Origin of the sequence: Marinobacterium sp. xm-m-383 (genome assembly GCF_013283255.1) — a bacterium.
GTDB lineage: Bacteria > Pseudomonadota > Gammaproteobacteria > Pseudomonadales > Balneatricaceae > Marinobacterium_E.
This window is the reverse complement of record NZ_WBYT01000005.1, coordinates 209007-232913: the sequence shown is the minus strand read 5'-3', so window position 1 is coordinate 232913 and position 23907 is coordinate 209007. Positions and strand designations below refer to the sequence as shown.

Here is a 23907-nt window from a genome sequence, read left to right as displayed (position 1 = left end):
AAAGCCGCACAGTGTGCAGCTTTAATCTGATGTTTTGCTTTTAACGAGCGATTACTCAGCTTTCAGCTGGTAAGTAGAGCTACGAGGCCCTTCAACACGCTTAATCAACTCAACATCTTCAAGTTTTTTCAATGACTTAAAGAATTGCGAGCGAGAGACTTTAATCCCTTTTGCAATCGCAGAGTCAGCAAAGACTTCGTAGCTAAGAGAGGCTTTAGCCGTATTTTGATCAGCCACTTCCCAAAGCATGTTAAGAACTTGACGGTCAGAATCAGTCAACGAATCCAAACCCAGCTCTTTTGAGGTTGAATCAATTAGCTTGATCAAACCTAGATAAAATTTCAAAGTGCTCATACAGAGTTCCTTTAATTATTCAGCAGGAACTTCGGCCTTAACAGCCTCTCACTGCTATCAACTTGTGCATTATAGCAGACTTATTAAACCTAGCAATCAACTAAGGTATTCCACATCGCGAAATTGACTAAAAAGTCAGTTTACCTGCTTCTTAATAAGATTCACTAGGTGTTTCTTAGACAGCATCAACAGAGTCAGTGCGAGCAGAGTACCTAGCAAGTCACCTACCAAAAATCTAAACGACAACAGTCCGATCGACTCATTAGTGAACAGTAGAGTATGCAAAAGTGCATTAAATAGTGATGATACAAAAGCGACAGCCAGAACAATTCTGAACAGAACCAATTTAGAGTCGTCAGCAATGGGCAGGGGCGCCAACAGTGGTGCAAGTCGATTAAAGTTCCAAATAACCAATGGAATAAACATCACCAGTGTACTAACTAGGGCATCTAAAGCGATCGACGGTGTCGGAACCGCCCATATCACATAGGCCATAAGATGGGCGGTAAAAATCGGTAGAAGCGCTCGATAACCAGACAACACCACCATCACCGTTTTAATGCCGTGCGGAATATAAAGAAAGCTAGCCGCTGAAGCAGGCAGTAGATAGGACTCTAACGGAAAGATCACTTCATATTGGATAAGCAATCCAACAGAGAGTAGCGCAAACAACGTAATCTGCAGCACAACTAATCACTCACTCTATGAGCAATTCGAGACAATAGACTCCAAAGCAGAAGAGCCACGAATATACCCAACAGATCACCCGTTAAATATCGAAACGCCAAAAGCGTTACACCGCTCTCGCTATACCAGGCCGCATTCGCCAATGCATTAAGAAGTGCAGCAATCAAACCAACCGAGAAGGTCAGCCGAGTCATTTGAGGCAATGAGAACCCTGATCCCATTACACCCGATAAGAGTGGACGTTGCGAGACGTAGTTAAACATCAACATCGGTATTAACATGACAACCGAGCTAACAAACGCAGAGAAGAGAATCCTTCCGGCATCGACTCCGATCAGGATATCGGTCGTTAAATGAGCTAAAGTGATAGGTAAAACCGCAATCGGTCCGACCAAAACGATCAACAGCGCTTTGATGCCATGAGGAAGAAACAGAAGACTGGCTGGACCTTCTGACCAGTGAGACAGCAACACAGCCTCAGCAGGCCAAATGACCTGGTACTGAAGCAGCATAGAGACCATTAAAATGAGATATCCAAAGATTAATGGTTTCATCTGCTTCATCCCTAAACGCTCAGTCGACCCTTAACCAAAAACTGGGTAGCCCAGTTTCATATGAGCCATGGCTATGGCACCAAACAGAACAGCCGTAACGATGGCGGCAATCAGTTCACGAACAAGACTCGTTGGTCGTTTTTCAAGTTCAGGCTTACCCGCTTTGTTAATCAGTATCACGCTGATCACGGCCCAAGCGAGCAGACCACCAAACAGAACAAACGACGCGCTGTCACCATTAACCATCAAGTGCGCAATCGCCCAGGTTTTGACAGCGCTCAGTTGCAAATGACGCACACGGTTTGCCAATGCACTTTTAACGACTGAAACGACCAGTAGGTAGACAGCCAGCAGCATCAACAGGTTATTGATACCCACCATCGCGGGGTTGCGACCCCAGTAGTAAGTCGTCTCAACTTGCTGATAACCAAACACCATCATTAACACTGAGATCAGAATCGCAACAGCGATCAGGCCTTTTCCAAGATTGCCTAAAGAGGCCCTAAAAGTGGGTGCTATGCGCTTAAGAAGGTGCGCTAATGACCAGAGAAAAACACCTGAACTTAAAAGAAACATCGATTATTCCCACTCAATGGTTGCAGGTGGTTTGCTCGAAACATCGTATGTCACACGAGAGACCTGCGGAATTTCATTGATAATACGGCTAGAGACCGTCTCTAGCAGCTCGTAAGGTAGGTGAGCCCAGCGAGCGGTCATGAAGTCGATCGTTTCAACGGCGCGAATCGCAATCACCCATTCGTAACGGCGGCCATCACCCACAACCCCTACCGACTTAACGGGTAGGAATACGGCAAAGGCTTGGCTCGTTTTATGGTACCAATCCGCTTTATGCAGCTCTTCGATAAAGATCGCATCCGCTTCACGAAGAATGTCGGCATACTCTTTCTTAACTTCACCCAAAATACGAACACCGAGACCAGGGCCTGGGAAGGGGTGACGGTAGACCATATCGTAGGGAAGACCCAGTTCAAGACCGATCTTGCGAACTTCGTCTTTAAACAGTTCACGCAGTGGCTCAACCAACTCAAATGCCATATCTTCAGGAAGACCACCCACGTTGTGGTGCGACTTGATCACATGCGCCTTGCCGGTCTTCGAGGCAGCCGACTCAATCACATCCGGGTAGATGGTGCCCTGAGCCAAGAAGCGACACTCAGTTAGTTTAGCCGCCTCATCATCAAATACTTCAATGAAGGTATTACCGATAATCTTACGCTTCTTCTCAGGATCCGCTTCACCTTTAAGACGACCCAAGAAAAGATCTTCAGAATCAGAACGAATAACACGAACACCCATGTTGTTCGCAAACATCTCCATGACCTGATCGCCTTCGTTCTTACGAAGAAGACCGTTATCAACAAAGACACAGGTCAGCTTATCGCCGATCGCTTTATGCAGAAGCGCTGCAACCACAGAGGAATCGACACCTCCCGATAGGCCAAGCAATACTTTATTGTCACCCACCTGAGCTTGAACACGCTCAACCAGATCCGCAATGATATTGGCCGGCGTCCAAAGTGCTTCAGTACCACAGATGTCACGGACAAAACGCTCAAGAATACGCAGACCCTGTTTCGTATGAGTCACCTCTGGGTGGAACTGCACGCCGTAAAGTTGACGAGCAGGATCACACATAGCGGCAACGGGTGCTGACTCAGTCGCAGCGATGATTGAGAAACCCTCAGGTAACTCAACGACCTTATCGCCGTGGCTCATCCAGACATCCAACGACATGACACCGTTGTTTGCCATATGATCTTCGATACCTTCAAGTAGACGACTTGCGTTATCCATCAAACGGACACGTGCATAACCGAATTCACGCTCGTCCGACGAAGCCACTTTACCGCCAAGCTGTTCTGCCATGGTCTGCATGCCGTAACAGATACCCAAAACCGGAATACCCAGATCGAAAACCACCTGTGGAGCACGTGGCGAATCCAACTCCGTCACAGACTCAGGACCACCGGCTAGAATGATACCCTTTGGATTGAAGGCACGAATGTCAGCTTCGTCCATATCCCAAGCATAGATCTCAGAGTAGACGCCGATTTCACGAACACGACGTGCGATCAACTGGGTGTACTGCGATCCAAAATCTAGAATAAGTATGCGTTGCGAATGGATATCTTGGCTCATTTCTTTCTGATTCCAACTGCGGGCAAGCTGCCCTTAAAACTAAAAATGGGGCAACCTGAGTTACCCCACTGAAATTCTAACTATCGAGTCTTATCCGACGCGGTAGTTTGGTGCCTCTTTAGTGATGCTGACATCGTGCACGTGGCTCTCGCTCATACCTGCATTGGTAATACGAACAAACTCTGGTTTAGTGCGCATGGTGTCGATATCACCTGAACCGGTGTAACCCATAGAGGCGCGAAGACCACCCATCAACTGGTGTACAACGCCTGCCAGCGGACCTTTCGAAGGTACACGACCTTCGATGCCTTCTGGTACAAGCTTATCTTCACCCGCTTTCGCATCTTGGAAGTAGCGGTCTGAAGAGCCAGTTGATCCTGACATCGCACCTAAAGAACCCATACCACGGTATGACTTAAATGCACGGCCTTGGAACAGCTCAACTTCACCTGGCGCTTCATCAGTACCGGCAAGCATAGAGCCCACCATGACGGCAGAGGCGCCCGCAACAATCGCTTTGGAGATATCACCCGAGAAACGGATACCACCGTCAGCAATCAGAGGCACGCCACGCTCAGCCATCGCCGCAGCCACATTGGCTACCGCACTGATCTGTGGCACACCGATACCTGCGACGATACGTGTCGTACAGATAGAACCAGGGCCGATACCTACTTTAACGCCGTCAGCACCCGCATCCGCTAACGCGATGGCAGCATCTGCTGTTGCGATGTTACCGCCGATCACCTGTACATCTGGGAAGTTCTGTTTAACCCAACGAACACGATCAATAACACCTTTTGAGTGACCGTGTGCCGTATCAACAACAATGACATCGGCACCCGCTTCAGCCAGTGCTGCAACGCGAGCTTCTGTATCCGCACCAGTACCTACCGCAGCACCTACCAGTAGACGACCGCGAGAATCTTTAGCCGCATTAGGGTAAGCCTGCGCCTTGTTCATATCTTTAACCGTCACCATACCGGTCAGTTGGTACTGCTCGTTTACGGTTAGAAGTTTCTCGATACGGTGTTTACGCAGAAGGTCAGAGATCTCTTTGTGAGTCGCATCTTCACCCACCGTCACTAGACGCTCTTTGGGTGTCATGATGTTAGAGACTGGGGTGTCTAGGTTCTCTTCAAAGCGAACATCACGGCTAGTGACGATACCAACCAGGTCGCCGTTCTCAACAACAGGAAAACCAGAGAAGCCCACTTCACGAGACAGCGCGATGATTTCACGAACCGTTGTAGTCGGCTGACAAGTGACTGGATCAGTAACAACACCCGCCTCGAACTTTTTCACTCGGCGAACATTTTCAGCCTGCTGTTCGATGGTTAAGTTTTTATGAATGATGCCGATACCACCCTCTTGCGCCATAGCAATCGCAAGACGAGATTCAGTCACGGTATCCATCGCCGCAGAAACCAGTGGGATGTTGAGTTCGATACCCTTGGTCAGACGTGTTTTCAAACTAACGGCGTTAGGCAACACTTCTGAATAAGCGGGAACGAGAAGTACATCATCAAAGGTCAAAGCCTCTTCAACAATTCGTAACATTCTAAAAAACCTGTCTAAATGGGCAAAAAATTAGCCCAATATATTACTAAAATTCGCCTTTTTTATCAATCTAAAGTCGCAGTAAATAGCGGCATTTTTCACCCTTTTTTCTGCGCCGCACAATAGGATTTTTTCTGTTAAAAAGAAGCAACAACCGCTAGCATGACCGGATGAATGTTCAAACCTCTTCAAATCGAACAGCCATCGCAGTTAGCGAACTGAACAAGCAGGTAAAATCGCTGTTGGAGAACTCGTTTCTTTCGATCAGGGTCGTTGGCGAAATCAGCAACTTAGCCAAGCCAAGCTCTGGCCACTGGTACTTCACCCTTAAAGATCAGAAAGCTCAGGTTCGCTGCGCCATGTTCCGTGGTAACAATTTGCGGGTGAACTTTGCCCCCAAGGAGGGTGACCAGGTGGTTGTCACCGGACGCGTGAGTCTTTACGAAGGGCGTGGCGACTATCAGATGATCTGTAGCGCTATGGAGCAAGATGGCCAAGGGCAACTCCAAGTCCTATTCGAAAAACTAAAGCTAAAACTGCAAGCGCAAGGGCTATTTGAAGCGGACCGCAAAAAACCGATCCCTGAACACCCTAAATGCATAGGCGTGATCACCTCCCCCACTGGAGCAGCGATTCACGACATCTTGACGGTACTCAAACGTCGCTACCCTGGACTACCCGTCAGACTTTACCCAACGGCGGTTCAAGGCAATGAAGCCACTGGGCAAATTGTTAAGGCGATTGAACTGGCAAACCGCGAAGGGATCGCGGATGTACTCATTGTGGGTCGCGGTGGCGGTTCGCTTGAAGATCTCTGGCCCTTTAACGAAGAGGTCGTTGCGCTCAGTCTAGCCAACTCAAACATCCCGACCGTTTCGGCGGTCGGGCACGAAGTCGACTTCTCCATCGCCGACATGGTGGCGGATTTAAGAGCCCCTACTCCGTCAGCAGCAGCCGAATTACTCAGCCCCAATGGCGCAGAGATATTAGCCAACATCAATCGAGCTGAGCGCGCTCTTAAACAGCGGTTTGATTGGTTATTGTCAGCAAAACAGGCACAGTTAAAGAGCCTACAACAGCGGCTTAGACACCCCGGAGAGCGTATCCGCGAACAGGTTCAGCGTAGTGACGAATTGGAGCTGAGACTGCACAGCGCGATGAACCGATTGATGCGCGACAAACGCAGCCAACTCAATCAGAACCAAAGCCAGCTTAGTCGTCTCAATCCGAGTAGAACTCTTACTGCTCATCAGGAACAGGTTAAACAACTGATGAGTCGGTTAGAGAGTCTTACGAAGAGTAAAATTGATCGACGAAAGCTGGAGCTGGCTGAAAAGGTGGGCCGCCTGCAGGCCATTAGCCCGCTAGCGACGCTTGAGCGTGGCTATGCATTGGCGACGACTGATCAGCACGAGGTGATACGCGATTCACGCCAAGTTAAGGCCGGGCAGAGTATCAATATTCGACTGCAAAAAGGCTCCATCACATCAACGGTTACAGATATCCACACCGAAACCAACGATTGATAAGCACACTAATAATTAAGGGAGAGAGTATGCGATTACCCCTGTTTCTGATGACACTGTCACTGGCTCTATTCAGCCTAACTGCAAAAGCACTGCCCACAGAGTCTCGTGTACCGGGCGGTATCGCCATCGTAGACCTAGGCCTGCCCAGCAGCGAACCTGCACCTGAAGTGACGTATGACGGTTACCGAGTGATGGTTGTCGATCAAGAGGGACAGTGGACTGCCGTTGCCGGCATTAGCCTTAAGGCAACCGTTGGCAAAGCACAGGAGCTCAAATTCAGTGGCAAGACTCTAACCTTTCAATTAGACGATAAAGCCTATCCAGAACAGCGTTTGAAGATTAAGCAGCGTAAATACGTTGAACCCGACCCCAAACAGGTTGCTCGATGGAAACGAGAGTCGGCTGAGCAAAAGAGCGCCTACAAACTGTTTACCAAAAACGAAGACCCAATACTGACTTTGGCTATGCCTGCTGAAGGCCCCTACTCCAGCGCCTTTGGACTTAAACGTTTTTTCAATGATCAGCCTCGTGCACCCCACTCTGGACTGGACATTGCTGCACCCGATCGATCACCGATTAAAGCAGCGGCTAAAGGCAAAGTAACCGCCGTAGGAGATTACTTCTTCAATGGCAATACCGTGATCATCGACCATGGCCATGGCCTATCCACCATGTACTGCCACATGAGCAAAATTGACGTTAAAGTCGGTGATCAAGTCGATCTGGGACAACAGATCGGTCTGGTAGGTGCCACCGGACGAGTGACGGGACCCCACCTACACTGGGGCGTGAGTCTGAATAACCAACGCGTAGACCCACTGCTATTCGTTCAACAGTAACGAATATGTTACCCTGCGCGCCGTTCTTAAACGAAACATTTGGATAATCATGAGCGACATTACATTAGAAACAATTGAACAGCGCGCCAGCTACGGCATTGGTCGTCAGATGGGTGACCAACTGGCACAAAACGGTTTTGACGGCGTAGACATCAACGCAGTTGCCTTTGGCCTTAAAGCCTCTTTCGCCGGCGAAGCGATGCACGTAGAACCAGAAGATCTACAAGCGGCATTCAACGAGCTGACTGAACGCCTACGCGCTAAACAAGAAGCAGAAGCCAAAGAGAAAGCGGCTGCTGGCCAACAGTTCCTAGACGACAACGCAAAGCGTGATGAAGTAACGGTGACTGAATCGGGTCTGCAATACGAAATCCTATCAGCAGGTGATGCGGATGCTGAAAAGCCAACAACGGCTAACAAAGTACGCGTTCACTACCACGGCACATTCACAGACGGTTCTGTCTTCGACAGCTCTGTCGAGCGCGGTCAACCGATCGAATTCCCCGTAACAGGTGTAATCGCAGGTTGGACTGAAGCCCTTCAATTGATGCCTAAAGGCTCTAAATGGCGCCTATTTATCCCTTACAACCTAGCCTACGGTGCGCAAGGTTCTCCGGGCGGCATCCCTCCTTACTCAACGCTTCTATTTGACGTTGAGCTACTGGACGTTCTGTAAGCGATGAGCTTGCACTTTCATCGAAGCGGTTCTGGTGAACCGCTTTTGATGTTACACGGCCTATTCGGCAGCTGGGAAAATCTTGGCGGTCCCATCAAAGCACTGCAACAGCAGTTTGATGTCATCGCTCCCGACATGCTGAACCATGGCCGCTCTCCTCAGGTTGATCAGTTTAACTACAGCACCTTTGCAGACTCCGTCCTGGCACTGGCCGACCAACTTGGGTTGCAGCAATTTAATCTATTGGGGCACTCTATGGGCGGAAAGATCGCTATGGAGCTGGCACTGAATAATCCCGAACGAGTCTCACGATTAATCGTGGTTGATATTGCTCCCGTGCAATACCCTCACCACCACACCGATGTGTTCAAAGGGCTAAAACAGGTCCCACTGAACGAGATCAAAAGCCGAACCGAGGCTGATCAACACCTAAGTCATCACATTGACAATGCTAGTATTCGAGCGTTTCTTCTGAAGAACCTCTATCGCACAGAGGCTGGGTTTGATTGGCGAATGAACATAGAGGCACTTGAGCGCGAGTATGATCAGATCGCCAGCCCAATGAGTGAGGGGGAATACCTAGGCCCAACTCTTTTCATCAAAGGCAGCGAATCAGACTACATCAAGCCTGAATACCAAAACGAGGTGGTTAAACGCTTCCCCAAAGTTCAACTCAGAATCATCGAGGGGACTGGGCACTGGCCACACGCAGAGAAGCCTGCGCTTTTTACAAAGATTGTTGAGCGGTTTTTACAGTCCTAGTGGCGCCCAATCCAACCGATCTGACTCACCCCCTTCGCTAGCGAGAGAACCTAAATAAGGCGCTGGAACCACTCTGCGCAACCACTCGATTGCTCGTTCATCAGAGTCACACTGAGTCTGTGACACGACCCAGCCGGCCAAAGCGAGACCATCACGACGAATCGCTTCGACGGTTAACAAGGTCTGATTGATCGCATTCTCATTCAGATTGACGACCAATATCACTGAAAAGCCAAGCGCCTGTGCGACGCTAGCCATCGACTCACGATCATTGATGGGCGCCCGCCATCCACTGACTCCCTCGACCAATGCCAGGTTGACCGAACGCATCAGTGCACCGCTCATGTAGGCTTTAATTCGATCAGCACTCATTCTAACGTCCGCCATCTCAGCAGCAATGTGTGGCGAAGCATTTGCGGCTAGCGAGAAAGGATTCACCTGAAGATAGGAGAGCTCAATGGAGGAGCACGCCATTAAATTCAGCGCCTCTTGGCTCTTTAACTCTCCATCCACTTCACTGCAGCCAGTCGCAACGGGCTTAAGACCCAGAGAGCTAAACCCTTTCTGATTAGCCTGCTTTAAAAGCGCACAACTGAATTCATTGTCGGGTGAAGAGACCTCAGTGCCCGTCACAAAAAAACGCTGCTTCATACCGCGCACTGCCCCTTTCAGATTAAGTTTGAGCGACTATTTTACAGAGTTAAAAACGCTGACTAAACTAAATTTATCATAGGCAAGGAGGCCAGACTGATGTTTCAGATAGAGTCGATCGTTGAGTGGCTATTTGACTCAGCAAAATGTCCATTATGCAGACTAAGCAAACCGTTCAATGAGCCACTCTGTTTGGGTTGCTTTGCAGACCTTGCTAAAAACAGCACCCCCTGCCAGGTCTGCGCTTACCCTCTTAATCAACCAGACGAATCCTGCCCAGACTGCTATGGCGAGTGGTTTCATTTTGATACCGCACAATCACCACTGATCTACCAGTTCCCCATGCGAGAGCTATTCCAGAAGATCAAACAGGGAAAGAATCCAGAGCCCCTTTTCTGGATGAGCCAGCTGCTGGCAAAGCAGATCGATCTCTCTCGATTCGGCACCCAACCCACACTGATACCGATACCCAGTCACCCAATCGATTGTGCACTGCGTGGCTTTAATCAAGCGGAGATCATTGCCCAACATTTGAGTCGCTATTTAAAGCTCCCCCTTGATCGACAATCCCTTCAAAAAAAGCGTCGAACAGACCATCAAGTCTCACTCAATCGTGCAGAACGTAAAACCAATTTAGGTTCGACCTTCTACTGCAATCAGCCAGCGCCCAGTCACGTCCTATTGATCGATGATATTCATACCACCGGCACCACCTTTGACCGAGCATCTGAAGCACTCAAAGCAGCGGGTACGGTTTACATTGAAGCGATTAGTATTTGTAGAACGCCAGGACGATAAGACTTTTCACAAACCTTTCTTAACAGTATGGTGATGTCAGTATCAAACTAGGACAGATTGATGAACCGTATCGATGGAAAAGTAGCAATCATTACAGGCAGCACTCAAGGCTTGGGCGCAGCCATCGCACACCAATTTGCCCAAGCAGGCGCAGCAGGAATTGTTATCACCGGCCGCAACCAGATCAGAGGCAAACAGGTCTCTTCAGAGATCGCGGAACAGTATGGCATTAAAACCCATTTTGTTGCGGCTGAACTCGATCAAATAGACCAGGTTCGCAACATTGTGGCCGAGACCGATCAGCAGTTTGGACGGGTTGATCTATTGGTGAATGCGGCAGGATTAACGGATAGAGGCAACCTACTGACGACCTCTCCAGAACTGTTCGATCAAATGTTCGCCATCAACACAAAGGCGCCCTTCTTTCTCATGCAAGAGAGTGTCAAAGTGATGATTCGCGAGAAGATCAAAGGAGCCATCATCAACATTGGATCGATGTCAGAACATGCCGGACAACCTTTTCTATCCCCCTACTGCGCATCAAAAGGTGCCTTGGCGACACTCACCAGAAACTCTGGCTATGCCCTGTTAAGAAACCAAATTCGCGTCAATCAGCTCGATATAGGCTGGATGAACTCTGATCACGAGCGAGAGCTGATCGCTCAAGAGACGGGGGATGATTCATTTATTGATCGGAAAGCAGCCACCCTTCCGGCAGGCAGAATTCTTCAGACTGATGAGGTCGCTAAAGCGGTGCTATGGATGGCTTCAGAGGACAGCGGCATGATGACGGGATCCGTCATTCAGTTCGATCAAACCATTTGGGGGGCCTACGATGACGCTGCCGTTCCTGATAGACCGATTGAAGAGATGTAACTGAATGCACAGTATTGAACCGATCGGTTTCATCAAAACACCATTCAAAGAGAAGTTTGGCGCACCGCGCCAGCCTGGCCTTGCGCCCTCCGCGCAAGCTGTATTGGAGCTAGTCTCACCCTACAACGACCCTGATGCCGTTAGGGGGTTAGAGCACTGCTCTCACGTTTGGCTGATTTTTCAGTTCAGTGAGAACCTGAATGCCGGCTGGAAGCCTTTAACTCGACCACCCCGCCTAGGTGGCAACGAGAAGCTAGGCGTGTTTGCCACACGCAGCACACATCGCCCCAACGCCATGGGGTTATCGGTTGTGAAACTCGACTCAATCAATACAAACCAAGGGGTTCACCTGAATCTGTCCGGTATCGACCTTGTCGATGGCACTCCGGTCTTTGATATCAAACCCTACATCCCCTACTCCGACGCGCTGCCAGATGCCGTTTACCCCGGCATGGAACAGCCCGAACCCTTGCAACAACCTATTCAATTTTCTGAACAGGCCTTAGAGGTTATCTCTAAAGAACCACAACTATCGACACTCATTGAAGAGGTTCTAAGGCAAGACCCTAGACCCGCCTTTCACTCTGATGAGACACGTATTTACGGAATCAGTTTGGAGCGCTTCAACATTCAGTTTTCGATCAGTAGAGATGCCATAGAGGTGATAGCAATTGATCAATCTTAATGTTGCCATTAAGGTTAGCCCTTATATTAGATCCATCTAATTTCACAGGATTAAACAATGAATGATGTGACATCTCGTCTAGCCCATATGCCGGTGGCTCTGTTCGCAACGGTAATGGGAATGGGTGGCTTAACCCTCGCTTGGAAAAAAGCCTCTGAGGTTCTAGGTATTACTAACCTTGTGTGGCAAGTACTGTTAGTGATTACGGCCGTTCTATTAGCAACACTGGCAATCAGCTACCTATTAAAGATGCGCCGTCATGCTCATCAGGTGATTGCCGAGTTTAATCACCCCATCAAAATCAGCTTCTTCCCTGCTTTTTCCATCGGTTTAATGCTGATCGCGGTCGCAATGGCGGAGATCATGACACCTCTGGCAACGGCCGTATGGTGGATGGGCGCTTCAATCCAACTGATCTTGACGCTCTATTTGATGAATCAATGGATACACCACGCTCGCTGGCAGGTACAACACACGACCCCTGCTTGGTTCATCCCGATTGTGGGCAACATCATTGCACCCATTGGCGGGGTTACGCTGGGCTTTACCGAGGTCAGCTGGTTCTTCTTTGCGATCGGAATAGTCTACTGGATTGTGTTAAAGGTATTAGTTTTTAACCGCATCATTTTTCACGAGCCACTCCCAGAGAAGTTACTGCCGACACTGTTTATCATGATCGCGCCGCCCGCGGTCGGATTTATTGCCTATTTGAAGCTCAATCAGGGCGTTGTCGATAACTTTGCACACATCCTCTACTACGCGGCGATGTTCTTGGTTCTGCTACTTGTGTCGCAGCTTCCACGTTTTGCAAGAATCCCCTTCTTTGTCTCTTGGTGGGCCTACTCTTTCCCAATTGCAGCCTTCACCATTGGCACACTGATCATGTTTGAGCAGAGCCAGACTCTCTTCTTCCAAACATTGAGCCACCTGATGCTGACACTGGTCTCTATTTTGCTAACGGTGTTGATTGTCAAAACGGTCAAAGCGGCTATCAAAGGATCTATTTTCCAACCCGATTGATTCCAGTCACTCCGTGCTCTAAAGCCCAGAGCAGTGCGTATCAAAGATTCAACCATAGGATCGCCCCATGTATCGACACACACTGCTCTGGTTCACCAACAACTTACGCCTTGATGACAACCCCGTCTTTAATAAAGCCCGTAACAGCGAACAGCTAACCTGTCTCTTCATCCAACACCCCAGGGATAAGCGCACCAATCGATTTGGTTTCAAAGGAATCGGTAAGCATCGCCAACAGTTTTTAAACCAAGCACTGTCAAGCTTGCACAGCAAACTTAGCCTGCTGAACCAGGCGTTAGAAGTGATTGAAAGCGATTACGTCGAAGCGTTAAGCCAGGTCATTTTACGTGATCAAGTCGAGCATTTAGTCACCTCTCGACACACTGGCAGCTATGAGCAGAGCGCTCTTAAAGAGATCGCATCACGCTTTCCGCACCTAGTGATAACAGTGTTAGAGACGCACACTCTTTACGGTGAGCGACAACTTCCCTTTGCCCTAGCGGAACTGCCGGATAGCTTCACCCCCTTTAGAAAGAAGATAGAGTCGATCGAGGTTGATGCCCGTATTGCTGAACCTGACAGCCTACCTCCTCTCGGCGATAAACAGGGTTCCACATTCAACATTGATTGCTCTAGCGAGAATGCCTTCAACGGTTCTGAGCAGAGCGCGTTAGACCATCTCGAACACTATTTCTCCAGTGATCTACCCGCCACCTACAAGGAGACTAGGAATGGTCTGGATGAGTGGGCGTGCTCGACTAAATTCAGTCCCTGGTTAGCGCTAGGGGTATTGTCACCCAAGCGCATCATTGAGAGGCTGAATCGTTATGAGGAAGATGTGGTTGCAAATGACTCGACCTACTGGATATTTTTTGAACTGCTGTGGCGTGACTATTTCCAGTGGTATGCCCACAAGTGGGGCAACAAGATCTATCACCAGACTGGGCCATTTAATCGTAAGCCCTTAACCTCTTTCTACCCAGAACGAATGAAGTCCTGGATTGAAGGCACCACCCCCTACCCAATCGTCAACGCTGCCATGCGTCAGTTGAAAGCAACGGGTTATCAATCCAATCGCGCCAGACAGCTGGTGGCGAGCTGCTTAGTGCATGAGCTTGGCATTGACTGGCGTTACGGTGCGGCCTACTTTGAAGAGGCGCTGATCGATTTTGATCTGGCCAGTAATTGGGGGAACTGGCAGTACTTAGGTGGAGTTGGTGCAGACCCGCGCGGCCATCGACAATTCAATCTGGCGAAGCAGACACAAACCTATGACCCTGAGGGGCTATTTATACAGCGTTGGGGCGGTGAAGAGATGATGCTGCCAATCGATCGTGTCGACTACCACGACTGGCCCATCGAGATGAAATAATGCACCACAAACTCAATCTACCAAGCAAAATCTGTGAGCAGTGCCAAAAGCCCTTCAACTGGCGCAAAAAGTGGGAGCGCGATTGGGAGCAGGTGAAGTACTGCTCGGAGCGCTGTCGACGCGAGGCTAAGCAACAGCGATGAGCACCCTTAGACTGGTACTCGGCGACCAACTCAACGCCAAACACAGCTGGTTTCGTGACAAATCATACCAAGTTACCTACCTCATTGCTGAACTGCACCAAGAGCAGAACTACGTTAAACACCATCTGCAAAAGATCACCGCTTTTTTTATGGCGATGCAGCGCTTTGCCGAGGCTCTTAAAAGCGCTGGTCATCAGGTCATTCATTTAACGCTTGATGAGACCGCCGATTTTGAATCCCTAGACTCATTGATCAACCATTTGATCAAACGCCACGGTTTTACACAGATTGAGTATCAGCGACCTGATGAGATACGTCTTCTTGAACAGTGTCGCAACCTATCACTACCAGAAGGGACCGGTCTGCGTGAGTTCGACACCGAGCACTTCCTACTGCCATTTGAAGCGATCAGCAAAGAGTTTAAACCTAATACTGGACACCGTATGGAGGCCTTCTACCGGCGCATGCGGGTTAAACATGGCTACCTTATGCAGGGCAAAGAGCCCGAAGGCGGTCGTTGGAATTACGATACCGAGAACCAAAAAGCGTTTAAAAAAGCGGATCTTGCGGACATTCCAGAACCACTGGTGTTTGCTCACAACACAGAAGATATTCGAAACCGTTTAGATCGACACGGCATCAACTACTTTGGTGAGATGGGCACACAACTTGTCTGGCCAATCACACGAAGTGAAGCGCTGGAGTTGCTGGAGTTTTTCTGCACTCACTGCCTACCTCTATTTGGAAAATTCCAGGATGCGATGACGGCGAACTCGGAGCACAAATGGAGTCTCTACCATTCACGAATCTCCTTCGCTCTGAACTGTAAAATGATCTCACCGGCACAGGTGATTGAGCGAGCCATTCAAGCATACCGCGAGCAACCCGAACGTATCGATCTTGCTCAGATAGAGGGCTTTGTCAGGCAGATTCTAGGTTGGCGCGAGTTTGTTCGTGGCATCTACTGGATCAATCTACCTGAATACCCCAGCATGAATGCCCTGAATGCAGATAGGTATCTCCCCGACTTTTTCTGGGATGGTAAGACCAAAATGAACTGCATGCACCAGTGCATTGATCAGTCACTGGAGTACGCCTACGCGCACCACATTCAGCGACTGATGGTTATAGGGAACTTCTGTTTAATGGCTGGCATTGATCCTAAACAGGTTGATGCCTGGTATCTAGGCATCTACATCGACGCCATTGAGTGGGTAGAGATGCCCAACACCCTCGGTATGAGTCAGTTTGCCGACGGCGGCTTGCTAGCTTCCAAACCCTATTCAGGATCAGGCCAGTACATCAATCGAATGAGCGACTACTGCAAAGGGTGTCACTACGATGTGAAACAACGCTCGGGGGATAACAGCTGCCCATTCAATAGCCTCTATTGGCACTTCCAACATCGCCACGCCAGCCGTTTCAGCAACAACCCACGCACCGCGATGGTCTATCGTAACTGGGATAAAAAGCCTGAAGAGGAGAAGTCAGAGATTCTGCAAACAGCCGAGCACTATTTGCAGAACCTAAATGAGCTCTAGGGTAAACTAAACGACCTCGCAACCTTTAGAAAGATGAGCAAGATGCATAAGTTCAATGGAGTCATTCTAGCCGGCGGTCACTCATCAAGAATGGGGGCTGATAAGGCTCTACTGACACTGGATGGAGAAACGCTGTTAGCGCGTGCCCAACAGCTATTATCTGAATGTGGGGCAGGTAAAGTAAGGGTTTGCCGAAATGATGACAATCCAGCTCATATACAAGATCAGTTTAAAGACTCCGGTCCTCTAGGTGGCATACATGCAGCACTGGCTGAAGACTCATCACGGCCAACCTTAGTGATACCCGTTGATCTGCCACTAATGCAACGCAGCGAGTTAAGTCGACTCATTGATGCGGGGTTTACCCATCAGTGCACTAGCCACTTCGATGATCTCTACATTCCCATCTTTATTTGGAATCCTGAATCTCTTATCGATGGACTGACGCAGCGACTTGTTGAGGGTGAAAGACTCTCTCTCAAGCGTTTCTTTTCTGAAAGAGAAGAGCGCTCTATCCCCTGCATAGACGAGCAACAGCTACTCAATGCCAATACGCCAGAGGAGTGGCAGGAGATATTAGAGCGCTTTCAATCGCTCTAAAGAGGCTTTCGCTGCGTGTGACAGTTCAGATCCATCCGCCTCTAGATAAGCAAAAATTTGCTCTTTCATACCGCGTGACCAAAAGCGTTTTAAGTGCACAGAGACCTTCTCAGCCACCTGATCTTGAGACTCTCCAGAAGTGATATTGGCGGCGATTTGATTAACCATCTCGATCATCGATGCCAATTGATGCTGTGACATTCTAAATTTCCTTATTCAACTTTGTGTACTGCACCTGTCGTCCGGGGCGAGCAAAACCGATCAAACGAATCCCAACCGCCTCGGCCTGACGACAAGCAAGATCAGTGGGAGCTGATAGAGTAACCAGCTGGGCAATGCCAATGACGGCCGCTTTCTGAACGATTTCGTAACTCCCTCGACTGGAAATAAGTACAAATCCGTTCTCCACTTCAGCGCCTGTTTGCATGAGATAACCCACCAGTTTATCCATCGCATTGTGACGCCCAACGTCTTCAAACACTCTTAAGATCTCACCCGACAGAGAACACCATGCAGCAGCATGCACTCCCCCGGTTGCTGTTTGCAGCGCTTGATGTGACTGCAAATGCTGAACCGTTAAGTCGATCGATTCAGGGTTAACATTGACTGTCTGGGATACAGCTGCAATAGGTCGAATCGCCTGCTGTATCGACTCTACACCGCATAAGCCACAGCCAGTGCGTCCTGCAAGGTTACGCCGCGTCTCTCCCAAACGACGAGCGGCACGTTGAGTCACCTCAATTTCAATTGAAACACCTGCCGAATCAGGCAGATACTCAACATCGATACCCAATATTTCGTCAGCCGACTCCACAACCCCTTCGGTTAATGAAAAGCCATAGGCAAAGACCTCAAAATCCGCTGGCGTTGTCATCATCACCGCATAAGAGAGCCCGTTATAGACGAGCGCTGTGGGTATCTCTTCGGCTACCTCATCAAACAGGCTAACCTCAGATTGATTAACCTGCCATCGGGATACCTGTCGCGTTCGACTCTGCTTCATCACGGGTTAGGCTTTCTCACCCGTCGCTGACGCCAAGAAGTCTCTCTGACGTTTATCAAACTGCTTAAACTGAGACTGCCAATCGGACTCACCGGTGACTTTATTAACCTGCACGGCTGTCACTTTGTACTCAGGGCAGTTAGTCGCCCAATCTGAATTTTCAGTTGTGACCACATTCGCCCCGCTACCTGGGTGGTGGAAAGTCGTGTAGACCACACCTGGCTGCATACGATCTGAGACCAGCGCCTTGAGCACAGTGGTGCCCATTCGAGAGGCAATACTGACCGAATCACCTGTTTGAATACCGCGATCCTCGGCATCGATCGGATGGAGCTCGAGTTGATCTTCAGGGTGCCACTGCTGGTTCTCTGTTCGACGGGTCTGAGCACCGACATTGTACTGACTCAAGATTCGACCAGTGGTCAGAAGCAGAGGGTAACGTCGATTCGATCGCTCTTCAGTCGGCACATACTCAGTGATCGCGAACTGAGCCTTTCCGATTGGAAAACTATCCATGTGCATAATCGGCGTACCTTCAGGCTGCTGATCATTACATGGCCATTGAATGCTACCCTGCTCTTCTAAACGCTGATAATTCACACCTGCAAATGAGGGTGTTAATTGAGCGATTTCATCCATAATTTCTGAAGGATGCTGGTAGTTCATTGGGTAGCCTAAAGCATTCGAAAAGGCCTGAGTAACCTCCCAGTCGGCCATCCCAGCAAGCGGCTTCATCACCTTGCGAACACGGTTGATACGTCGTTCAGCATTGGTGAATGTGCCATCTTTCTCTAGGAATGAAGAACCCGGCAAGAAGACGTGGGCAAATTTGGCGGTCTCATTCAAGAAGATATCCTGAACCACCAAGCACTCAAGCGACTTCAATGCAGCTTCAACATGAGCCGTATTCGGATCAGATTGGGCAATATCTTCACCCTGCACATACATCCCTTTAAAGTCACCATCGAGCGCAGCATTAAACATATTAGGAATACGCAGACCGGGTTCGTTATCAAGCGACACATTCCAGACAGCTTCGAACTTCGCTCTGACCTTGTCATCTGACACATGCTGGTAACCGGGTAGCTCGTGTGGGAATGAACCCATATCACAGGAACCCTGCACATTGTTTTGACCACGTAGCGGGTTAACACCAACCCCTAAGCGGCCGATATTACCGGTCGCCAGTGCCAAATTGGCAATACCCATGACCATTGTGGAACCTTGCGAGTGTTCGGTAACACCTAAGCCATAGTAGATTGAACCATTAGGAGCTTTGGCAAAGGTACGTGCAGCGTCGCGAAGTGTCTCTGCTGCAACACCAGTAATCTCTGCTACGGCCTCGGGTGCGTGTTTCGGATCTGAAATATGCTCACGCCACTGCTGATAGCTTCCATCATCGACACGCGAAGCAATAAAGTCACGATCCTCTAAACCTTCAGTAATCACCACATGAGCAAGTGCATTAATGACGGCAACATTGGTTCCGGGAAGTAGTTGAAGATGTTGTGACGCTTTAATGTGGGCACTTGAGACGAGACTGGTAGAGCGAGGGTCTGCCACAATCAGAGATGCACCCTCTCGGACACGACGCTTCAACATCGAGCCAAACACAGGGTGTGCATCCGTCGGGTTGGCACCGATCACCAAAATAGCATCAGAGTGCAAAACAGACTCAAATGTCTGTGTCCCAGCCGATTCACCCAAGGTCACTTTCAATCCAAAACCGGTCGGCGAGTGGCAGACACGCGCACAGGTATCAGTGTTGTTGTTACCAAAACCAGCGCGGATCAGTTTCTGTACTAGATAGGTCTCTTCATTAGTACAGCGTGATGAAGTGATGCCACCGATACTTTCACGACCGTATCTCTGTTGAATAGATCGCATCTTGTTAGCCGCATAAGTGAACGCCTCATCCCAAGAGACCTCTTGCCAGGGCTGATCAATTGAGTCACGAATCATCGGTTTGGTCACACGATCACTGTGTGTTGCATAGCCAAAGGCAAAGCGACCTTTAACACAGGAGTGTCCCATGTTCGCTTCGCCACCCTTGTAAGGCACCATGCGAATGAGCTGATCACCTTTCATCTCGGCTTTAAAAGAGCACCCCACACCACAATAAGCACAGGTAGTCACAACTGCGTGTTCAGGCTGACCTTGATCAATGACCGATTTTTCCATCAATGTAGAGGTCGGGCAGGCTTGGACACAGGCGCCGCAAGAGACACAGTCTGATTCCATAAAACTGTCATCAGCGCCAGCGGTGATCTTTGATTCAAAGCCACGATGCCCCATGGTTAACGCAAAGGTGCCCTGAACTTCTCCACAGGCCCGCACACAGCGAGAACATGCAATACACTTGGTCGGATCAAAGGTGAAGTATGGATTTGATTCATCTTTCTCACCCTCAAGGTGGTTCTCACCATCAAATCCATAACGAACTTCACGCAGACCAACGGCACCGGCCATATCTTGAAGCTCACAGTTACCATTAGCCGGACAGGTCAGACAGTCCAGCGGGTGATCAGAAATGTAGAGCTCCATAATGTTACGACGCAACTTCGCCAGAGCGTCATTTTGCGTTGTAACACGCATGCCCTCCTCTGCTGGTGTCGTGCAGGAGGCAGGTTTACCTCGACGGCCTTCAATCTCTACGGCACAGAGTCTACAAGAGCCGAACGACTCGAGATTATCAGAGGCACAGAGCTTGGGTATTTGTATACCGATCTCCGCTGCCGCACGCATAACAGAGGTACCCTCAGGAACTGATACCTGAAAGTCATCTATCCAAAGAGAGACCATTTTGTCTGATTGACGCTTAGGCGTCCCGTAATCTTTGTCGGCTTCAAAAAATTGGACGGTCATTAGTGGACCACCTTGGCAAAATCTTCAGGGAAGTGACGTACAGCACTCATAACGGGGAAGGGTGTCATTCCTCCCATGGCACATAGCGACCCATCCACCATGGTTTCGCAAAGATCTTCAAGCAACGCCATATTCTCTTCACGAGATTGGTTTTGCTGAATTCGATCAATCACCTCAACCCCTCGGGTAGAACCGATTCTGCAGGGTGTGCATTTACCGCAAGACTCAGAGACACAGAACTCCATTGAGAATCGTGCTTGCTGCAACATATCGACTTGATCATCAAACACGACAACACCACCATGGCCTAACACGGCTTGCTTGGCAGCAAAGGATTCATAATCGAGTGGCGTATCCCATTGTGATTCGGGAAGGTAGGCTCCTAAAGGACCACCGACTTGAACAGCACGCATAGGGCGGCCGGTAAAGGTACCGCCGCCAAAATCGTCCAACAGTGTTTTTAACGAAGGACCAAAACCGAGTTCAACGAGGCCGCCTCGTTTAATGTTTCCAGCCAACTGAAAAGCCAGGGTCCCTCTTGAACGACCAAAGCCAACATCGGCATAGGCTTTAGCCCCTTCGCGAAGAATAAATGGAACTGAAGCCAACGTAAGCACGTTATTGACGATCGTTGGCTGACCAAAGAGTCCTTTTATCGCAGGCAGTGGCGGTTTAGCACGAACCATACCACGCTTGCCCTCAAGGCTTTCTAGAAGCGCTGTCTCTTCACCACAGATGTAGGCTTTAGCACCGAGACGCACCTCAAGATTGAAGCATCGTCCCGATCCACAGATATTAGTGCCAAGGAAGCCTTCGCTCTCTGCAGTGTTAATCGCAGCATTAAGGATACGGTGCGCTTCAGGGTACTCAGATCGAAGATAGATGTAACCCTGTTCAGCACCCACAGCCAGAGCCGCGATGGTCATCCCTTCGATCAACTGATAGGGATCCGCTTCCATAGCTAAACGGTCAGCAAATGTGCCAGAGTCACCCTCATCCGCATTACAGACAATGTACTTCGTTTGGCCAGGGTCGGCATCCACATCATGGACCGTTTGCCACTTTATACCCGTTGGAAAGGCAGCACCGCCTCGACCACGCAATCCTGACTCTTTAACCTCATCAACAATCTGCTGCCCCGATAGATTTAACGCTTGGCGCAAACCGACAAATCCACCGGTGGATTTGTAAAATGTGATTGAGAGTGGATCATCCAACCCAGCTCTGGCAAATGAAAAACGCTGCTGCTGTTTTAAATAGGGAATCTCTTCAGTCAGCCCAACAGACAATGGGTGAGATTTGTCTGCATTCAAGATCGCATTTACCAGTGATTGATCAACCTGTTGAGTTGTTACTGGGCCAAATCCAACACGCCCTTCTGGCGTTTCGATCTCAACTAAGGGCTCAAGCCAAAACATGCCCCTAGAACCATTCCTAACAATCTCAATTTCCTGCCCTGATGCACTGGCAAGCGCTAGTATAAGATCAGCCACGGCATCAGAACCTAAGGCTTTTGCTGTCATATCTTGCGGGATAAATAGTTTAGCCATTGGTTAGCTCCAAGTTGTGCGTGCGAAGCCCATCCATCAGGTCGTCAAACTGTTCAAGCGTGACACGAGCATAGGTTTGATCGCCAATGCGTATAGAGGGAGAACAGGCACAGTTGCCCAAACAGTAAACGGGCTCGAGTGTAATCTCGCCATCAGCGGTCGTCTGGTGGTAATCGATACCCAAAGCTTGTTTAGCGTGAGCCTCTAAAGCGCGGCCACCCATAGCCTGACAAGACTCTGCTCGACAGATCTCGACCTGATATTTCCCAGGCGGTGTCATTCTGAACTGGTGATAGAAGGTAATCACGCCATATACATCGGCTTTAGATTGATTGAGCGCAGCCGCTATGAGATCGATCGACTCAGGCGGAATGTAACCGACGGCGTTTTGAATCTCATGCAGAATAGGCAACAGCGCGCCTGGCTTATCTTTCAACTGCTCAATTGAAGAAACAACGCCATCAACCCACTGTTCTGTTGTAAAACCCGTAGGTAGAGAGGACGCCTCTGAATATGCATTTTTATTCATATTTAATCGCACTATATTGGCTGATTTTTTGTTTAAAGAACCTTATCATTGGTTAAAGCCTATACAAATATGCATTTTTATTCATATGAACAAGATCAAAGTCGAGCCTAACTGGACATTTACCGACAGCAGCGGACAGCAACTAAGTCCTCAGCTTTTTGCACTCTTACATGCACTGAAAAAATCAGAGAAACTGACAGACGCTGCTAAACAGATTGGCATCTCATACCGACACGGCTGGAACCTGATCAAACAGTGGACCGATTTTTTTGGAACACCTCTGGTAGAGATGCAGAAAGGTCGTGGAGCGAAGTTAACAATACTGGGGGAAAAACTGCTTTGGGCCGAAGAGCGAGTCCAAGCGAGACTTGGACCTCAGATGGAGAACCTCGCAACCGAATTGAATTTAGAGATCCATAAAGCGCTAGAGATACACAACCCGATCCTAAGCCTTTACGCCAGCCACGGCTACGCGGTTGCACTACTCCCAGAACACATTGAAGAGCTAGAACTTAATCTGCAATACATGCCGGCCGAACAAGCGATCCGTGCTGTGATCGCTGGGGAGTGTGATATTGCAGGCTTTCATCTTCCAAGGGGAGTGGGCGGCAGCCAATTGATTGAACAGCACAAACGACAACTGTTAAGTGATGACCTTACTGTCATTCGCTATATTACCCGCCAACAGGGGTTGATCGTTCAATCAGGGAACCCTAAACAGATTAAGTCGCTTAACGATTTAATACGTTCTGATGTTCGATTTATCAATCGGCAGGAGGGCTCCGGCACCAGCGCACTGTTTAATGAGTTGATTCATCGCGCAGAACTGGACCCGGAAAAGATTAATGGCTACACCACTCGAGAGTTCACACACTCAGCCGTTGCCGCCTATGTGGCATCAGGCATGGCAGATGTGGGCTTAGGTGTAGAACCTCCGGCACGAAACTTCGGGTTGGATTTTATCCCGCTTGCGCTGGAGCACTACCTTTTAGTCTGTAAAACAAACAGACTTGAACACCCTCCGGTTAAAGCACTTATCGGGCAACTCACCAGCCCAGGACTCACCTCAGCCATCGAAGCCCTGCCAGGTTACCAGTTGGATGGAATAGGCTCCCAAATGAGCACTGATAAGCTCTTTGCAGCGATAACCTAA

At 49.2% G+C, this 23907-nt stretch carries 25 protein-coding genes; 13 read left to right on the top strand and 12 right to left on the bottom strand.

Going from position 1 to position 23907, the window contains the following annotated elements:
* Window positions 1-51: 51 nt before the first annotated feature.
* The 6 genes from XMM383_RS10040 to guaB all read right to left on the bottom strand — a co-directional run bounded on the left by XMM383_RS10040 (window position 52) and on the right by guaB (window position 5315).
* Window positions 52-354 (bottom strand): hypothetical protein, encoded by a 303-nt coding sequence (locus XMM383_RS10040; protein ID WP_173483010.1) that lies wholly within the window; start codon window positions 352-354, stop codon window positions 52-54.
* Window positions 355-489: 135 nt separating this feature from the next.
* On the bottom strand, window positions 490-1041 hold the full coding sequence (locus XMM383_RS10035) for a hypothetical protein (RefSeq protein WP_173494915.1): 552 nt from the start codon (window positions 1039-1041) through the stop codon (window positions 490-492).
* Window positions 1042-1043: 2 nt separating this feature from the next.
* Window positions 1044-1595, bottom strand: coding sequence for a hypothetical protein (locus XMM383_RS10030; RefSeq protein ID WP_173481196.1), 552 nt, complete (start codon window positions 1593-1595; stop codon window positions 1044-1046).
* A 30-nt stretch (window positions 1596-1625) separates the two neighbouring features.
* Window positions 1626-2171, bottom strand: a complete 546-nt coding sequence (locus tag XMM383_RS10025) for an NnrU family protein (protein WP_173481197.1) — start codon at window positions 2169-2171, stop codon at window positions 1626-1628.
* A 3-nt stretch (window positions 2172-2174) separates the two neighbouring features.
* Complete coding sequence (guaA, locus tag XMM383_RS10020; RefSeq protein ID WP_173483014.1) at window positions 2175-3755, bottom strand: glutamine-hydrolyzing GMP synthase; 1581 nt, start codon at window positions 3753-3755, stop codon at window positions 2175-2177.
* A gap of 90 nt (window positions 3756-3845) precedes the next feature.
* The gene (gene guaB / locus XMM383_RS10015) at window positions 3846-5315 is read right to left on the bottom strand and encodes an IMP dehydrogenase (RefSeq protein ID WP_173481199.1); all 1470 of its coding nucleotides are present in this window, start codon (window positions 5313-5315) and stop codon (window positions 3846-3848) included.
* 170 nt (window positions 5316-5485) lie between these two features.
* On the opposite strand from guaB, the gene xseA reads away from it, so the two are divergent.
* Genes xseA through XMM383_RS09995 form a run of 4 tightly spaced genes read left to right on the top strand, consistent with a single transcriptional unit; the run spans window position 5486 to window position 9121 of the window.
* Window positions 5486-6841: an exodeoxyribonuclease VII large subunit gene (gene xseA, locus XMM383_RS10010; protein ID WP_173481200.1), complete on the top strand. Its 1356-nt coding sequence runs from the start codon at window positions 5486-5488 to the stop codon at window positions 6839-6841.
* Window positions 6842-6870: 29 nt separating this feature from the next.
* Window positions 6871-7683 carry a peptidoglycan DD-metalloendopeptidase family protein gene (locus XMM383_RS10005; protein ID WP_173481201.1) on the top strand — a complete coding sequence of 271 codons (813 nt, stop codon included), beginning with the start codon at window positions 6871-6873 and terminating at the stop codon, window positions 7681-7683.
* 49 nt (window positions 7684-7732) lie between these two features.
* The gene (locus XMM383_RS10000; protein ID WP_173481202.1) at window positions 7733-8359 is read left to right on the top strand and encodes an FKBP-type peptidyl-prolyl cis-trans isomerase; all 627 of its coding nucleotides are present in this window, start codon (window positions 7733-7735) and stop codon (window positions 8357-8359) included.
* Window positions 8360-8362: 3 nt separating this feature from the next.
* Window positions 8363-9121 carry an alpha/beta fold hydrolase gene (locus XMM383_RS09995; protein ID WP_173481203.1) on the top strand — a complete coding sequence of 253 codons (759 nt, stop codon included), beginning with the start codon at window positions 8363-8365 and terminating at the stop codon, window positions 9119-9121.
* Here the strand turns inward: XMM383_RS09995 and bioD are convergent.
* On the bottom strand, window positions 9110-9772 hold the full coding sequence (gene bioD, locus XMM383_RS09990; RefSeq protein ID WP_173484373.1) for a dethiobiotin synthase: 663 nt from the start codon (window positions 9770-9772) through the stop codon (window positions 9110-9112). The two genes, XMM383_RS09995 and bioD, sit on opposite strands and share 12 nt — an antisense overlap.
* Before the next feature lie 99 nt (window positions 9773-9871).
* On the opposite strand from bioD, the gene XMM383_RS09985 reads away from it, so the two are divergent.
* The 8 genes from XMM383_RS09985 to XMM383_RS09950 all read left to right on the top strand — a co-directional run bounded on the left by XMM383_RS09985 (window position 9872) and on the right by XMM383_RS09950 (window position 16807).
* A complete protein-coding gene (locus XMM383_RS09985; RefSeq protein ID WP_173494914.1) occupies window positions 9872-10570 on the top strand; it encodes a ComF family protein in 699 nt (232 codons plus the stop codon).
* A 60-nt stretch (window positions 10571-10630) separates the two neighbouring features.
* Window positions 10631-11446: an SDR family oxidoreductase gene (locus XMM383_RS09980; RefSeq protein WP_173481206.1), complete on the top strand. Its 816-nt coding sequence runs from the start codon at window positions 10631-10633 to the stop codon at window positions 11444-11446.
* Between the two features lie 4 nt (window positions 11447-11450).
* A complete protein-coding gene (gene tsaA, locus XMM383_RS09975; protein ID WP_173494913.1) occupies window positions 11451-12131 on the top strand; it encodes a tRNA (N6-threonylcarbamoyladenosine(37)-N6)-methyltransferase TrmO in 681 nt (226 codons plus the stop codon).
* 57 nt (window positions 12132-12188) lie between these two features.
* Window positions 12189-13151 carry an SLAC1 anion channel family protein gene (locus tag XMM383_RS09970; RefSeq protein ID WP_173494912.1) on the top strand — a complete coding sequence of 321 codons (963 nt, stop codon included), beginning with the start codon at window positions 12189-12191 and terminating at the stop codon, window positions 13149-13151.
* A 67-nt stretch (window positions 13152-13218) separates the two neighbouring features.
* The gene (locus tag XMM383_RS09965; RefSeq protein ID WP_173494911.1) at window positions 13219-14523 is read left to right on the top strand and encodes a DASH family cryptochrome; all 1305 of its coding nucleotides are present in this window, start codon (window positions 13219-13221) and stop codon (window positions 14521-14523) included.
* A complete protein-coding gene (locus XMM383_RS11810; protein ID WP_173481210.1) occupies window positions 14523-14666 on the top strand; it encodes a DUF2256 domain-containing protein in 144 nt (47 codons plus the stop codon). The genes XMM383_RS09965 and XMM383_RS11810 overlap by 1 nt, the downstream gene beginning before the upstream one ends.
* The gene (locus XMM383_RS09955) at window positions 14663-16207 is read left to right on the top strand and encodes a cryptochrome/photolyase family protein (RefSeq protein ID WP_173494910.1); all 1545 of its coding nucleotides are present in this window, start codon (window positions 14663-14665) and stop codon (window positions 16205-16207) included. Before XMM383_RS11810 ends, XMM383_RS09955 begins: the two co-directional genes overlap by 4 nt.
* 42 nt (window positions 16208-16249) lie before the next feature.
* Window positions 16250-16807 carry a molybdenum cofactor guanylyltransferase gene (locus tag XMM383_RS09950; protein ID WP_173494909.1) on the top strand — a complete coding sequence of 186 codons (558 nt, stop codon included), beginning with the start codon at window positions 16250-16252 and terminating at the stop codon, window positions 16805-16807.
* Here XMM383_RS09950 and XMM383_RS09945 read toward each other — a convergent pair.
* From XMM383_RS09945 to XMM383_RS09925, 5 genes are read right to left on the bottom strand one after another with little or no spacing between them, the layout of a single operon-like run.
* On the bottom strand, window positions 16784-17008 hold the full coding sequence (locus tag XMM383_RS09945) for a formate dehydrogenase subunit delta (RefSeq protein ID WP_173483023.1): 225 nt from the start codon (window positions 17006-17008) through the stop codon (window positions 16784-16786). The genes XMM383_RS09950 and XMM383_RS09945 overlap by 24 nt on opposite strands.
* Before the next feature lies 1 nt (window position 17009).
* Window positions 17010-17810 carry a formate dehydrogenase accessory sulfurtransferase FdhD gene (gene fdhD, locus XMM383_RS09940; protein ID WP_217363625.1) on the bottom strand — a complete coding sequence of 267 codons (801 nt, stop codon included), beginning with the start codon at window positions 17808-17810 and terminating at the stop codon, window positions 17010-17012.
* 6 nt (window positions 17811-17816) lie between these two features.
* Window positions 17817-20675, bottom strand: a complete 2859-nt coding sequence (gene fdhF, locus XMM383_RS09935; protein WP_173484366.1) for a formate dehydrogenase subunit alpha — start codon at window positions 20673-20675, stop codon at window positions 17817-17819.
* On the bottom strand, window positions 20675-22225 hold the full coding sequence (locus XMM383_RS09930; RefSeq protein ID WP_173483025.1) for an NADH-quinone oxidoreductase subunit NuoF: 1551 nt from the start codon (window positions 22223-22225) through the stop codon (window positions 20675-20677). The genes fdhF and XMM383_RS09930 overlap by 1 nt, the downstream gene beginning before the upstream one ends.
* Entirely contained in the window at window positions 22218-22754 is a 537-nt protein-coding gene (locus XMM383_RS09925) for a formate dehydrogenase subunit gamma (RefSeq protein WP_173484365.1), read from the bottom strand. The genes XMM383_RS09930 and XMM383_RS09925 overlap by 8 nt, the downstream gene beginning before the upstream one ends.
* Window positions 22755-22839: 85 nt before the next feature.
* Between XMM383_RS09925 and XMM383_RS09920 the strand changes: the two genes are divergently transcribed.
* Complete coding sequence (locus XMM383_RS09920) at window positions 22840-23907, top strand: substrate-binding domain-containing protein (protein WP_173483027.1); 1068 nt, start codon at window positions 22840-22842, stop codon at window positions 23905-23907.